The 13,886-nt window shown below is 66.5% G+C and carries 10 protein-coding genes; 3 read left to right on the top strand and 7 right to left on the bottom strand.

What is annotated here, in order from left to right; genetic code table 11:
* Positions 1 to 47: 47 nt before the first annotated feature.
* From QQ25_RS02275 to QQ25_RS02260, 4 genes are all read right to left on the bottom strand, one after another.
* A complete protein-coding gene (locus QQ25_RS02275; protein ID WP_039376934.1) occupies positions 48 to 695 on the bottom strand; it encodes a response regulator transcription factor in 648 nt (215 codons plus the stop codon).
* Positions 692 to 1,984, bottom strand: coding sequence for a sensor histidine kinase (locus tag QQ25_RS02270; protein WP_234711851.1), 1,293 nt, complete (start codon positions 1,982 to 1,984; stop codon positions 692 to 694). Before QQ25_RS02270 ends, QQ25_RS02275 begins: the two co-directional genes overlap by 4 nt.
* 72 nt (positions 1,985 to 2,056) lie before the next feature.
* The gene (locus tag QQ25_RS02265; RefSeq protein WP_039312907.1) at positions 2,057 to 2,968 is read right to left on the bottom strand and encodes a TIGR03564 family F420-dependent LLM class oxidoreductase; all 912 of its coding nucleotides are present in this window, start codon (positions 2,966 to 2,968) and stop codon (positions 2,057 to 2,059) included.
* A gap of 370 nt (positions 2,969 to 3,338) precedes the next feature.
* Positions 3,339 to 4,637 (bottom strand): acetyl-CoA C-acetyltransferase, encoded by a 1,299-nt coding sequence (locus tag QQ25_RS02260; protein ID WP_039376930.1) that lies wholly within the window; start codon positions 4,635 to 4,637, stop codon positions 3,339 to 3,341.
* 109 nt (positions 4,638 to 4,746) lie between these two features.
* Here QQ25_RS02260 and QQ25_RS02255 point away from each other — a divergent pair, with 109 nt between their 5' ends.
* Together QQ25_RS02255 and QQ25_RS02250 are read left to right on the top strand one after the other, a co-directional pair.
* Positions 4,747 to 6,099 (top strand): 3-oxoacyl-ACP reductase, encoded by a 1,353-nt coding sequence (locus QQ25_RS02255; protein WP_039376929.1) that lies wholly within the window; start codon positions 4,747 to 4,749, stop codon positions 6,097 to 6,099.
* An 11-nt stretch (positions 6,100 to 6,110) separates the two neighbouring features.
* Positions 6,111 to 6,929: a MaoC/PaaZ C-terminal domain-containing protein gene (locus QQ25_RS02250; protein WP_052235637.1), complete on the top strand. Its 819-nt coding sequence runs from the start codon at positions 6,111 to 6,113 to the stop codon at positions 6,927 to 6,929.
* Positions 6,930 to 6,998: 69 nt separating this feature from the next.
* Here QQ25_RS02250 and QQ25_RS02245 read toward each other — a convergent pair whose 3' ends face one another.
* The 3 genes from QQ25_RS02245 to QQ25_RS02235 are packed head-to-tail and all read right to left on the bottom strand — an operon-like array spanning position 6,999 to position 12,635.
* On the bottom strand, positions 6,999 to 10,361 hold the full coding sequence (locus QQ25_RS02245) for an ATP-binding protein (RefSeq protein WP_039376924.1): 3,363 nt from the start codon (positions 10,359 to 10,361) through the stop codon (positions 6,999 to 7,001).
* Positions 10,354 to 11,124, bottom strand: a complete 771-nt coding sequence (locus QQ25_RS02240) for a DUF4194 domain-containing protein (RefSeq protein WP_052235564.1) — start codon at positions 11,122 to 11,124, stop codon at positions 10,354 to 10,356. The genes QQ25_RS02245 and QQ25_RS02240 overlap by 8 nt, the downstream gene beginning before the upstream one ends.
* Positions 11,121 to 12,635 carry a DUF3375 domain-containing protein gene (locus QQ25_RS02235; RefSeq protein ID WP_082017380.1) on the bottom strand — a complete coding sequence of 505 codons (1,515 nt, stop codon included), beginning with the start codon at positions 12,633 to 12,635 and terminating at the stop codon, positions 11,121 to 11,123. Before QQ25_RS02235 ends, QQ25_RS02240 begins: the two co-directional genes overlap by 4 nt.
* A 143-nt stretch (positions 12,636 to 12,778) precedes the next feature.
* On the opposite strand from QQ25_RS02235, the gene QQ25_RS02230 reads away from it, so the two are divergent.
* Positions 12,779 to 13,867 (top strand): methyltransferase, encoded by a 1,089-nt coding sequence (locus QQ25_RS02230; RefSeq protein ID WP_039377706.1) that lies wholly within the window; start codon positions 12,779 to 12,781, stop codon positions 13,865 to 13,867.
* Positions 13,868 to 13,886 lie beyond the last annotated feature (19 nt).

The following is a 13,886-nucleotide window of genomic DNA, read 5'->3' as shown; positions in this document are numbered from 1 at the left end:
GGGGTTTTCACTGGGGGCACCTCCCGCTTGCGGGGGACTGCTCGCACTCAGGAGTTCAGGTAGGTGACGACCGCCAGCACGCGGCGGTGATGCGCGGTCGACGGCGGCAGGTCGAGCTTGGTGAAGATACTGCCGATGTGTTTCTCCACGGCACGCTCGGAGACAGAAAGCTGTTCGGCCAGGGCACTGTTCGAATGCCCCTCGGCCATCAACGCGAGCACTTCGCGTTCGCGAGGCGACAGCCGGGCCAGCGCGTCACCACTACGGCGGGACCCCATCAACTGGCGCACCACCTCCGGATCGAGCGCGGTACCTCCGGCCGCAATGCGCCGCACCGCGGCATCGAACTCACCGATATCGGCCACCCGGTCCTTGAGCAGGTAGCCGACACCTTCGGGATTCCCTGCCAACAACTCAGCGGCATAGCGAGTTTCGACCCACTGCGAGAACACGAGCACACCGACGTCTGGACACGCGTGCCGCAATGAGACCGCCGCGATCAACCCCTCGTCGGTGAACGTCGGCGGCATCCGGATGTCGATCACGAACACCTCCGGGCGCAGCGTCTCGGCGATCTCGCGTACCTGATCGGCGGTGCCCACCTTGGCCACAACCTCATGTCCGCGTTCGAGGAGCAGCTGAGTCAACCCGTCACGCAGGATCGCGTTGTCCTCGGCGATGGCCAACCGGGTCACCGCTGCGCTCCCGACGGAACGACCGCCGTCACGGTGGTGGGCCCGCCGGGCGGGCTGTCGATGTCGAGACGACCGTCGACCATCCGGAGCCGATCGGCCAGCCCGGTGAGACCGGAACCGTTGCCCGGCTGCACCCCTCCGGAACCATTGTCTGCCACGGTGATCCGCAGCTCATCAATGTCGCTGTGCAGGCGCACCGTGGCCTGCGTGGCGCCGGAATGCCGGGACACGTTGGCCAGCAGCTCGGCCACGCAGAAGTACGCCAGGGTTTCCACGCCCAGGGAGGGCCGCACGGTGACGTCATCGACCAGTTCTACGGGAACGGGGTTGCGTGCCACCAATGTCTGAACGGCCGGAACCAGACCGAGATCCAATGCGGGAGGGCGGATTCCGCGCACCAGGTCACGAAGCTCGGTCAGCGTGTCCTTGGTGTTCGCCAACGCGTCGGAAATCAGCTGCCGGGCGTGCTCAGCCTTGTCGGGATCGGCCAATTGTTCCTCGGCGCGCGCAAGCGTCATGGCCACGGCGATCAGCCGGGCCTGAGTTCCGTCGTGCAGATCGCGCTCCACGCGGCGGAGCGTCGCGGCCGAATCGTCGACCACGTCGGCACGGGCCCGCTCCAGCTCACCGACCCGGCGTTCCCCACCGGTGGGCGCGAGCAGCGATCCGGCCAGCCAGAGGTGGGCACGCCCGATGCCGAGCATGACCCAGGCCAGCAGATACAGCCCGACCAGTCCGCCCACGGCCAACGCCAGGTAAGCGCCGAGAGAGTCCACGGGTTCGCCGAAGCTGACGATCGATTCTCCCGTGATCAGCCAGATCACCGGTGAGACCACGAGGATCGCCGATATCGCGACAGCCATCACGACGCCGTAACCGAGCGGCGTCATCACGACGCTCTGCAGCAGAAGGAACCCGAGGCTGCGCCAGCCGACGCCATCGGTCAGCGCAGCGGCCAGCGTGTGTGGCCAACTCGTCTGCTTGGCGAACGGTGCCGGCGGGTCGATGGTGACGCCGACCAGCCGGGCCAGCGACCGGTACAGCGCGTTCCACCATCGCCCCGACAGCACCACCAGCGCCAGCAGCGGTATGCCGATCAAGGTGATGAGTAGCAAGCCCGACGTCAGGCCCGTCACGAACAGGTAGACCACGCCGACCAGAGCAAGAAGGCTGACCAGCAGGAAATAGAGATAGCCACGACAAGCTGCCGCGGTGAACGGGGTCGTCAGTGTCCGGCGCCGGTCTTCGGGCGCGCAGGCTGGGGTGATTGCAGTGGTGGTCACGGACATCATCGTTGCCCGACACGTTGGCACCGGGCGATGGTGCTGTCCAGCCAATACGGGGTGTGGCTGTCCACACCGTCAGCTGTCGAGCGACCGCAGCAGTGCCCTTGTGCGAGCCCTGTTGTCCGGCGAGGCGTCGAACACCACTCCGACATATTCGTCGACACCGACACCCTGGAGGGACCGAATACGTTCGGCCACAGTGCTTTCATCGCCGATGATGGCGGCGTCCTCGGGGCCGGCATAGCCCTCCCGATCGAGCATCGCCCGATAGGACGGCAGATGTCCGTACATGGCGAACTGCTTGGCGGCCTGCGCGCGGGCCCCGTCGACGTCATCGGTGACGCTGACCGGAAGTGCTGCGACAACGCGAACCGGACGGTCCCCCGCCGCCTCGCGCAGCGTCGGGCCGACATGTTCGGCCAACGTGGTCGGCCCCGTCATCCAGGTGACAGTGCCCGCGGTCCGGCGGCCCGCGAGTTTGAGCAGCTGCGGCCCGAGCGCGGCGATGTACACGTCGGGTGCCGACGCACCCGGGATCTGCAGAGCCCCGCGCGTGGTGACCGTCTCCCCCGGCGCATCGGCGGCCTCGCCGGCCAGCAGGGGCTGCAGCCCGTCGAGGTATTCACGCAGACGGCGGACCGGCTTGTCCCACGGGATGCCCCACATACCCTCGGTGACCGCCGCGTGCGTCATGCCGAGGCCGAGCAGGAAGCGTCCGCCACTGATCAAACTGAGCGTGAGCGCCCGCTGAGCCAGCAGCATCGGATGCTGGTTCTGGATCGGGATGACGCCGGTGCCCACCTCGATCCCGTCGACCTCACGGAACGCCACGGCCAGCACGGTCAGCAGGTCGGGCTCGTACGGCATCTGGGTCATCCAGACCCGCCGGAATCCCTCGTCGTGAAGCTGGGCGAGGTTCTCTACGGTGGCGTCGATCGGGGACCGGCCGCCGGTTTCACTCAATGAGGCGAGGATGCTGATCTGCATGCCCACACGCTATGCGGAGGGCGGGCCACATGGGACCGGAAGGGGGGGCCAATCAACGAATAAGGGCGGGTTCGGGAGGACACTTGGGGGCGTTCCAATTTGTCTCACGCAGCCGGTCTTTCACCCCTGTACCGACTCTTTGGATCAGTCACTCCCGAACCCGTCGTAGGCTCGATCGTACGCCTCGGGTACCCCTCAAACCAGAGAAAATACGGCCGAATTTTTGCCGCGAATCAGAAGTTAGGTCGCCCCGTGTTGCCGTCGGGTCGGGGGGTCAGACGGCAACACGGAGCTACCCGTGTATCGACCCTTATGCCCCGCCCGTTACACATCCCGAAAAGAAACTTTTCGGATGTTTTCGGGCTGGCGGTCAGGCCTCCAGGATGGCCGTGACGCCCTGACCACCCGCCGCACAAATCGAGATCAGGCCACGCACCGGCTGTCCCGTCTGCTTCTTCTCCGCCAGCTGCTTGGCCAGCTGCGCGACGATCCGGCCGCCGGTGGCCGCGAACGGATGGCCCGCTGCCAGTGAGGAGCCGTTGACGTTGAGCTTGGAGCGGTCGATCGAGCCGAGCGCCTTGTCCAGCCCCAGGCGCTCCTTGCAGTACTCGTCGGAGTCCCAGGCCGCCAGCGTGGCCAGCACCACCGAGGCGAACGCCTCGTGGATCTCGTAGAAATCGAAATCCTGCAACGTCAGTCCGTTGCGGGCGAGCAGCCGGGGCACCGCATACGTCGGCGCCATCAGCAGACCGTCGGGTCCGTTGACGTAATCGACTGCGGCGGTCTCCGAGTCGACGAAGTAGGCCAGCGGCTCGTGACCGTGCGCCTCGGCCCAGTCCTCGCTGGCCAGCAGCGCCACCGAGGCACCGTCGGTCAACGGGGTCGAGTTCCCCGCCGTCATCGTGGCGTCGCCGGCCTTGACGCCGAACACCGGCTTCAGCTTGGCCAGTTTCTCCGGCGTCGAATCCGCGCGCAGATTGTTGTCGCGGTACAGCCCGAGGAACGGGGTGACCAGGTCGTCGAAGAAGCCGCTGTCGTAGGCGGCAGCCATGTTGCGGTGGCTGGCGGCGGCCAGTTCATCCTGGTCGACGCGCTTGACGCCCATCTTCTTGGCGGTGACGGCGGCGTGCTCACCCATCGACATGCCGGTGCGGGGCTCACTGTTGACCGGGATCTCCACACCCAGCGCGGCCGGCAGCTTGCCCACCAGCTTGAGCCGGTCGATGTTGGACTTCGCCCGGCGCAGGCCCAGCAGCACCTGACGCAGGTCGTTGCCGAACGCGATGGGTGCATCCGAGGCGGTGTCCACGCCGCCCGCGGCGGCCGAGTCGTACTGTCCCAGCGCGATCGCATTGGCGGCCGCGGTGGCGGCCTGCAGACCGGTGCCACATGCCTGCTGGATGTCGTAAGCGGGCGTGTAGGGCGACAACGCGCTGCCCAGCACACATTCACGCATGAGGTTGAAGTCGCGGCTGTGCTTGAGCACCGCCCCACCGATCACCGCGCCGAGGCGTTCACCGGCCAGATCGAAACGCTCGATCAGCCCGTCCAGGGCCGCGGTGAACATGTCCTGGTTGGAGGCGTTGGCATACGCGCCGTCTGACCGTGCGAACGGAATTCTGTTGCCACCCAAAACGGCAACGCGTCGCCGGGTCGTGTTGTTGGCCATTTGTTTGCCCTCCACTGTCGGGTTGTCCGGGGCTATATTACCCACTGTTCTTACTCTGGAGTAAGTTCGGTATGGACAACGCAGTACTGCGAAGCGAAAGGCAGCTGAAGTGGCTTCCGACCTGTTCTCCCAAGTGGTCAATTCCGGGCCGGGATCGTTCCTGGCCAAACAGCTGGGCGTGCCGCAGCCCGAGACCCTGCGCCGCTACCGCCCCGGACAGCCCGCGCTGGCCGGTTCCCTGCTGATCGGCGGGGAGGGACGCGTCGCCGAGCCGCTGCGCGTGGCCCTGGCCGACGACTACGACGTGGTCTCCAACAACATCGGCGGCCGCTGGGCCGATTCGTTCGGCGGCGTGGTGCTCGACGCCACCGGCATCGACGATGCAGCCGGGCTCAAGGAGCTCTACCAGTTCTTCACCCCGGTCCTGCGCAACCTGGCCTCATGCGCGCGCGTGGTCGTCATCGGCACGACACCGGAAGAGGCCGGCAGCGTCCACGCCCAGATCGCGCAGCGCGCACTCGAGGGCTTCACCCGCTCGCTGGGCAAGGAGCTGCGCCGCGGCGCCACCGCCTCACTGGTCTACCTCGCCGCTGACGCCAAGCCCGCCGCGACCGGCCTGGAATCCACCCTGCGCTTCATCCTCTCGGCCAAATCCGCCTACGTCGATGGGCAGGTCTATCGGGTCGGCGCAGCCGATTCGACGCCGCCGGCTGACTGGGACAAGCCGTTGGCCGGCAAGGTGGCCGTGGTAACCGGTGCGGCCCGCGGCATCGGCGCGACGATCGCGGAGGTGTTCGCACGGGACGGAGCGACCGTGGTGGCCGTCGACGTTCCCCAGGCCGCCGAGGATCTGGGCAAGGTCGCCGAGAAGGTGGGTGGCAGCGCACTGACGCTCGACGTCACCTCAGAAGATGCGGTCGACGCCATAATCGCGCATGTCACCGCGCAGCATGACGGCAAGGTCGATGTGCTGGTGAACAACGCAGGCATTACCCGCGACAAGCTGCTGGCCAACATGGACGAGAGTCGCTGGGACTCCGTGATCGCGGTGAACCTCCTTGCCCCACAACGGCTCACCGAGGGTTTGGTGGAGGCCGGGGTGCTGGGCGAGGGCGGCCGGGTGATCGGACTGTCCTCGATGGCCGGCATCGCCGGTAACCGCGGGCAGACCAACTACGCCACCACCAAGGCCGGCATGATCGGACTCACCGAAGCATTGGCCCCGGAGCTGGCATCGAAGAACATCACCATCAATGCCGTGGCCCCCGGTTTCATCGAGACCAAGATGACCGAGGCCATCCCGCTGGCCACCCGCGAGGTCGGCCGCCGGCTGAACTCGTTGTTCCAGGGCGGACAACCGGTGGACGTGGCCGAACTGATCGCCTACTTCGCCAGCCCGGCGTCCAATGCCGTCACCGGCAACACGATCCGGGTCTGCGGCCAGGCCATGCTGGGAGCCTAGACGTGAACAACATGCTGCGTGCCGTCGTCGGGGCCCTGCCGTTCATCCCCCGTGACGACACCCTGCCGGACCGCACCATCACGGTGGACGAGTTATCCATCGACCCGGCCAACGTCGCCGCCTACGCGCAGGTGACGGGGCTGCGGTTCGGCGACACCCTGCCGCTGACCTATCCGTTCGCCCTGACCTTCCCGACGGTGATGTCGCTGCTGACCGGATTCGATTTTCCTTTCGCCGCAATGGGTTCGGTGCACATCGAGAACCACATCACGCAGTACCGGCCGATCAAGGTGACCGACACCGTCAGCGCGGCTGTGCATGCGGAGAACCTGCGTGAGCATCGCAAGGGCCTGCTGGTGGACATCGTGACCGAACTGAAGGTCGGCAACGATCCGGCGTGGCACCAGGTAGCGACGTTTCTGCATCAGCAGAAGACCAGCCTGTCCGGCGAGCCGAAACCCGAGCCACAGAAGCAGCCCAAGCTGCCGCCGCCCAACGCGATTCTGAACATCACCCCGGGCCAGATCCGGAACTACGCGTCGATCGGAGGGGACCACAACCCCATCCACACCAATGGGCTGGCCGCCAAGTTGTTCGGCTTTCCCACCGTGATCGCGCACGGAATGTTCAGTGCGGCAGCGGTTCTGGCCAACGTCGAAGGGCAGATACCCGGCGCCGTCAAGTACTCGGTGCGGTTCGCCAAGCCCGTGGTGCTGCCGGCTAAGGCCGGGCTCTACGTGGAGCGCGATGCCGACGGCTGGGAGCTGACCCTGCGCAACCTGAAGAAGGGCGACCCGCACCTGTCTGCGACGGTCAGCCCGCTGCGCTAAGCCCATCGAGTGTGCATACAGATCGCGTTTTCACGCTCGATCGCGATCTGTACGCACACTCGGCGCTACTCACACGCTGGGTACCGCGTCCCCCGAAGTCCGTCGCAGATCGGCGAATTCGGAGATCGACGCCGAGGTGACCGACGCGACCGGCCGGGCATTGGGCGCCGACGCGTCAGACTTGGACACCATCACCACGTTGTCGATATAGGGCTGAATCGTGGTGCTGTTCTGCACGGTCGACACAATCACCAACTGGAACCCGAACTTGCGGAACGCCGAGAGTGCCTGCTGGGCGAACTGCGGATCCGACTTGGAGAACGCCTCGTCGAGCATCAGCTGGGCGAACAACGGCCTGGTGTCATTGCTGTCCGGGCTGGCCAGGTTGAAGCTCAGAGCCCCGGCCAGGCAGAACGCCATCAGCTTCTCCTGCTCACCGCCGGAGTTGTCACCGGAGTTGCTGTAGGTCCGGATCACCTCGCCGGTCTCGGCGTCGCGCTCCTCGCAGTACAGCACGAAGCGGTTGCGCACATCCAGCGCATCGCGCGTCCACTGTCGGTCCTCGGGTGTGTTGCCGGCCAACAACTTTCGCAGTTGGAGAATGTCGGTGTACTGCTCGAACATCGCGGTCTCGTCGCCGAAGCTCACCAATGACACCCGAGCCGAGATGCGCTGCGCCTTCTCGTTGAGCTCGTCCACCGCCGCGAGATGCCGGGTACCGGCGTGCAGCGTCAACCGCGTGCCACGGTTGAACTCCACGGCCCCCAGGCCGGTGTTGACGCGGGCGATCTGCTCGGTGATCCGCCGCGCCTCGTTGTCGGCGATCATGTGCAGGTTGAGGATCGCCCCCGGTGCCTGCTCGGTGATCAGCCGCTGCATGCGCTCGTAGGCGTCGGGCAACTCGCGCTCGTCGATCCGGCGGCACAGCGCCACATAGTCGTGCACCCGCTCGTCGAACACGTCGCTGTCGTTCGGAATCGCATCGGGGAACGAGCTGTCGTAGGCGGCCATGATCCCGGCCAGCTCATCGTGCGAGCGGTTGCGGTCCGCCCGCAACCGATCTCGCTCGCGGCTGATGACCCGCGTCAGTTCGGCCCGGTACGGCTCGGAGTCGAGCAGCTCCAGGGTCAAGGCGATGTCGGCGGCGTAGCCGTCGATGGTGTCGCGGGCATGCGACGGAAACTCACTGGAACCGAGCCGCTCCGTCAGGAGCTCGCTCAGCTCCAGGAGTGCGGTGCGCCTCCGGTCCAGCGTGGTCTCACGTTCGTTGAGCGAGCCGATCTGCTGGATGACCTTCTCCACCCGCTCCCAGCATTCGTCGGCCCGCTGTTGCAGCCGTTCGGCGTCGGGGTTGTCGGACACCAGCAGATCGTGTTCGTCCTGCAGGCGCTCCAGCATCTCGTCCACCGAATCGGTGTCGATGTCGCTCCACTGCATGAACTGGTCACACAGGGCCCGACAGGCCCGTTCCCGGGATTGCAACTGGCCGCGATGCTCGTCAAGACGCTCACGGGCGGTGCGTGCCACCTGGTACACATCCTGGGCCGCGGCCAGATCATCCTGCAGCGCTTCGATTTTGGCCGCGGTGCCACCGAGGAAGATGTAGTCCGAAGGTCGTAGCCGGGACCGGTCGTCCTTGATCGAGAGCCGGCCGCTGTCCTTGCGCAGACCCTGATCGGTAACCGCACGGGACTGCTCGGTGAACTCTTCCGGCCCGTCGACACAGACATAGTCACCGACCGCGGCGATCACGTTGAGCGCCTCCACAGCGCTGTCGTGCGTCGGATCGGCGAGCTGGAGTTTGGTGGCCAGCGTGCCCGCAGGCGGGGTGCGCAGTTGCGTGCCGTGCTGGACATGCTGCAGCTGGATCCGGCCGCGCATGTCGTTCTCGTTGACGAACCGCAGCGCGCGTTCCATGTGAGCATCAGGAACCAGCAGGCGTAATCCCGCCCCGCGCAACACCTTTTCGACCGCCAGCCGCCAGCGCGACTCCTCCGGCTTGAGCTCCATCAGCTCGGCCACGTAGACCAGGTCGCGCTCGGAGATGTCGAGCGCCCGGGCGATGCGTGCCCGCATCTCGTACTCGGTCCTGGGCAGTGGGGAGCCCAGCCGCTGCACCCGCTCCAGTTCGGCTTCCACACTCTCCCGCGCCTCGCGGGCCCGAACCTCCTTCGCCGACGCCTCGACGTAGGGCTGGTTGCCGGTGAACAATTCGCGATGCAGCCGGTCAGCCTCGTCCATCAATGTCTCACGCAGCGACCAGAATTCCTCGCCGTTGTCGGGCGGGGTCAAGCCCAGTACGGTGACCTTGTCCTCGTAGGTGGTGCGCCGACGCGATACCTCTTCGCTGATCCGCTCGGCCTCCGTCAGCCGTTGCTGCAGCGGCACGAGATCCACTGTGACGGTGTTGATCTGTGCCATGAGCGAGTTGTGCTCGTTCTTGAGCTGACGCTGCTGCGAACCGAACTCGTCACGCTGGGCGCCGAGCTGGGTGATCTGGTCGTCGAGATTGTCGATCTCCGGGCCGGCCTGCGCCAGCCGGAGATGGTCGACGTAATCGCGGATCATGGCATTGTCGATGGTGTCGATCACCCCGAACTTGGCCGCCTCGTCGGCGTAACGCGCCTGTACCGCGGCAATGTTGCCCAGCGTGTTGCGCTTGCGGCGGGCCACATCGAGCAGGCCGCGGGCCTCGACCAGCGGGTTGATCTGCTCCAGCGCTTCTTCGACGCCGCTGAGGCTGGCCGGCTCGTCGAGCATGAATTCACGGACGAATTGTTCAAGACCACCAACGCTTTTCAGCGATTTGGCCTTACCGAGCAGCTGCTGGGCGGCCTCCGACGCCCGGATGCCGATGCTGGAGTACAGCTGGGCCAGGTACTGGCTCTCACTGCGACCGCCGGTCCAGCCGTCGTCGCGGAACACCGCCGCGTCATAGCCATTGGCGGCCCATCTGTTGCACGGGCCGAAGATGTCGCGGTCGTCGTCGATCAGGTAGTAACGACTGCCCGGATCCGAGGTCTTCTCGGCGGCCAGCCATTTGAGCACCAAACCGGTGACCGAACGCCCGGTGCGGTCCGTGTAGGTGACCGCGACGGCCGACCAGGCCGGACCGGTCCCGCGCAGATACATGATCTGGCGACTGGTGCCCTCGCGCCGCTCGCCCCAGGCTCCGCGCACGTACTTGTCGACGGTGCGCTTGCCCGTACCCGATCCCGCGGCGGTGGTATCGCCGGAGGCGTTGAAGTTGCGGCGGTGCGACGGTAGGAAGGCCAGCGAAATCGCATCTAGCAGTGATGATTTGCCGCTGCCGGAGGATCCGGTGATCAGCGTGCCGTGCCGGCTGAACGGGATCGAGTGATACCCGTCGAACACACCCCAGTTGATCACCTGCAGGCGCGACAACGAGAACTGGTTGGTCGGGTCAGCCATGAGCGTCCACTTCGTCGTCAAGTCGTGCGTCATCGGTTTCGTCGGCATCATTGCCGGTGCCGTTGGCGGTCCGCTTGAGCTGCTCGAACTGCTGCTGCAGTTCGGTGATCATCGAGGCCGTCATGATCGCGTTGACCACGGGGCTGATGGTGAAGCTGTCCTCGTCCTCGCGATTGCGGGCGAGCATGTCGATGTCGGTGAGCCGCTCGATCGCGTTGTCGATCCGCTTGTCGAAGGACGCTGTGTCGCGGTCGGTGTCGTTGTTCACCCCGGCGAACAGCTCGTGGATCTCGTCGCGGCTGATCAGGACATTCTCGTCGCGTGCGGCGGCCCGCATCAGCTTGGCCAGGTGCAGGGCCAGGATCGAATCGTAGGTGTTCAAGGTCTCGCGGCGCAGTAGCCGGCGGCGCCACTGCGACTCGTAGTCGGCCTGCTCGACGTAGGCGATGTCGTGATCATCCGAGATGCACAGCCGCATATCGAGTTCCGACAGCCGCACGGTGAGCTCGCTGCGGTATCGGGTGACCCACGACCACAATTCGGAATGGTTGTCCTTGCTGACGTAGCGACGCGACAGCAGGTGCTGCAGCGCCCAGCAGGCCCGGTCGGGCAACTCGCTGACGTCCCCGTCGAAGCGCGGCGCACGACGCTGGTCGGTGGACCGCTCGACCGCGTCGATGCTCGGCAGCGCATCGAAGTCGATCGCCACATCTGAGGCCTGCACTGCACCTGAGATGGGAGAGGTGTCCGGGACATCGGTCATAGCAGGCTCTCGCTGACAGTAGGGATCGGTTCGGTGAAAACCAGTCGGGGGATCTCGATTTCGCGGTCGGTGCCCTCCAGCGACCGGAAGCGCACCCGCGCCGACGAACCGGCGTCGGCCCCGCCTTCGGTGCCTTGTTTGAGGGCCCAGGACCACAGCACGATCACATGCCCCAGATAGGCGGAATCCAGCATGCCGATCGCGTCGGGCAGCGACAGCGGCCCGGCCGCGATCGCGTCGTTTACCAGCTCGGCCAGCTCGGCGGCATCCACCTGGGAGGCCAGAGCCGAGAACGCCGACAGGTTGACCTCACCCTCCGATGGCTCGGCCTGCGACGGTGGGATGGCATCGCGGATCTTGAAGGCAACGGCGCCAATCGAATTGAAGTCGGTCCGAACCAACGGCACCTCGATACCGATGCGGCTGTCGGCGAGCGAGACACTGAGCAGCTCATGCGCGCTGGCCAGCGCATCGTTGAGCTGCCGGGTGACACCGCGGCTGTGCTCCAGCGTGCCGGAGGCGACGAAGCGTTTGATCCGGCGGGCACAGCGCTGCCGGGTCCGGCCCACCTCGGCCGTCTGCGCCGAGACCAGGCTGAAGAACCCCGTCATCACCTCACGCAGACCCGGGTCGAGGTGCGGCAGCTCGCGGGTCACCTCTTCGATGTCGGCCACCAGCGCGGCCCGCTGCTCGGGATCCTGGATCATCCGGGTGAAGGCCGTGTAGGAAGCGCTCTCGCGGGAGGCGAACAGCGACTCGTAGTCGTCGAACAGCTGGCGCTGACGTTCCCGGTATCCGAGATCGGTGTCGGCCGAGGCATCCAGCAGTCGGGTGGTGATGCGGTTGAGCATGCTGCCGTACTGCCCGATGTCGGAGATGATCTGCTCCATCTGCAGAGCGATGGCGCGGGCCTCGTCTTCGATGTCGACCAGGTCGGGCTCGGGCCGCTGCCCTTGCTCGAGCGCATCCAATTCGTCACGCAACCTGGCGATCTCGGCTTCGATGTCGGCGCGGATGCGGTCCGGGTCGTTGCTGACCTGTCCGGCCACGCGCCGCAGCCCGGCCGCGATCCCCGTGATCGATCCGCCGGTGGCGAGCGTGTCCTCGCGGCGCATGCGACGCGCGAAATCCAGCACGGCCCGCGCCTCGTACGTGAGGTGGCAGACATTGCGTTCGGTGTCGCCGGACTGTTCGGTGACCCGGTGCAGCCAGCCCTGACCGGCCCAGTACTTGATCAGCGACAGGCCCGACTGATCGGTCTCGGAGCCCAGGTCCGCCAGGTCGCGTTCCAGCCGGACCACCAGGTCTATCTCGGTGAGCTTGGCGCCGCGGTCCAGGTGACGCTCCATCAGCGTGAGGTAGGTGGCCAGGTTGTTCGTCGCCAGCAACCGCGCCGAGCGCGAATCGGCCACCTCCCGGTTGAGCTGGTACAGCTGGTCCAGAGACCCGGCAGGAGTCCGATCGCCGGCACCGCCGTCTCTAGCCCGATCGCCGGCACCGCCGTCAGGCATGACCGGCCGTTCGTTTCGCAGTGGACATCGGCACCACTTTAGGCGGCTGACGCAACCGCTTTCGACGCCAGTTCCGTTTGCTGTTCACCACCGCGACGGCCATTGTGACCGACACCTCAACCAACCTGCCCTACAGTCATCCGGTGACTCCCGCCAAGGTGCCGCCCGCTGGACTGGTCCGCGCGGTCGAACGCGTTCGCCACCATCTGCGCCGCCTGCATCAACGTACGGCGCCGCCGCCCGCGGCAATGCTGGAGATGATCCTGGGCGCATGGGTCGCCCAGGGTATCGCGGCTGCCGCACAGCTCGGGGTCGCCGATGCGCTCGCCGACGGCCCGCTGCGCCCCGACGAGCTGGCCCGCCGGGTCGACGCTGATCCCGACGCCGTGGACAGGCTGATGCGCGCCCTGGTCAGCGAGGGCATCTTCCGTCGCACCCGCGACGGCGGGTACGCACTGAACCCGCTGGCCGACACCCTGCGCACGGATGCACCGGTGTCCGTGGGCGCGATGGCACGGTTCGTGGGCTCGGTGCAGCACCGCGAGCATTGGAGCCACCTCACCGACGCCGTCCGAAGTGGTGAGGCCGTCATCCCCAAGCTTCGCGGTCAGCAGCCCTTCGACTACATCGCCTCCGATCCGGAACTGTCGGCGATCTTCAATGACGCGATGACCAACATCTCCGAGTTGGCGATCGCGCCTGTGGTGGCGGCCTATGACTTCACCCGGTTCGGCACCGTCGCCGATGTCGGCGGTGGCCACGGCCGGCTGCTGGCCGCCGTGCTGGCCGCGGCCCCAGCGGCCCGCGGCGTGCTCTACGACCTGCCGACGGTGGTGGACGGGGCTCCGGAACTTCTGAGCAGATACGGCGTGGGCGAGCGCGTCGAGGTGGTCCCCGGTTCGTTCTTCGACCGCGTTCCGGCCGGCGCCGACGCCTACGTGCTGAAGAACATCATTCACGACTGGCCGGACGGTGAGGCGATCGCGATCCTGCGCAATGTGCGTGCCGCCGCCACACCCGGCACCACTCTGCTGCTCATCGAGGCGGTCATCCCCGACCACGACCGTGAGTTCATCGGCAAGTGGACCGACATGGAGATGCTGGTGGGTGTCGCCGCCCGGGAACGCAGCGAGGACGATTACCGAAACCTGTATCAGCAGGCCGGTTTCCGGCTCACCCGCGTGGTGGCGACGGCCTCCCCGTTCAGCGTGGTGGAGGGTGTGGCCGTCTAGACCGGTCGGACCTTCACAG

This window comes from Mycolicibacterium setense, from assembly GCF_000805385.1.
In the GTDB taxonomy this organism is placed as follows: domain Bacteria; phylum Actinomycetota; class Actinomycetes; order Mycobacteriales; family Mycobacteriaceae; genus Mycobacterium; species Mycobacterium setense.
The sequence above is the reverse complement of the archived record's forward strand: the minus strand, read 5'-3'. Positions and strand labels throughout refer to the sequence as shown.

Excerpts from the sequence above, each read along its gene's own strand:
- QQ25_RS02240 (WP_052235564.1), bottom strand. The coding sequence starts at position 11,124 with ATGACCGATGTCCCGGACACCTCTCCCATCTCAGGTGCAGTGCAGGCC.
- QQ25_RS02250 (WP_052235637.1), top strand. The coding sequence starts at position 6,111 with ATGCTGCGTGCCGTCGTCGGGGCCCTGCCGTTCATCCCCCGTGACGAC.
- QQ25_RS02260 (WP_039376930.1), bottom strand. The coding sequence starts at position 4,637 with ATGGCCAACAACACGACCCGGCGACGCGTTGCCGTTTTGGGTGGCAAC.
- QQ25_RS02245 (WP_039376924.1), bottom strand. The coding sequence starts at position 10,361 with ATGGCTGACCCGACCAACCAGTTCTCGTTGTCGCGCCTGCAGGTGATC.
- QQ25_RS02265 (WP_039312907.1), bottom strand. The coding sequence starts at position 2,968 with ATGCAGATCAGCATCCTCGCCTCATTGAGTGAAACCGGCGGCCGGTCC.
- QQ25_RS02235 (WP_082017380.1), bottom strand. The coding sequence starts at position 12,635 with ATGCCTGACGGCGGTGCCGGCGATCGGGCTAGAGACGGCGGTGCCGGC.
- QQ25_RS02270 (WP_234711851.1), bottom strand. The coding sequence starts at position 1,984 with ATGTCCGTGACCACCACTGCAATCACCCCAGCCTGCGCGCCCGAAGAC.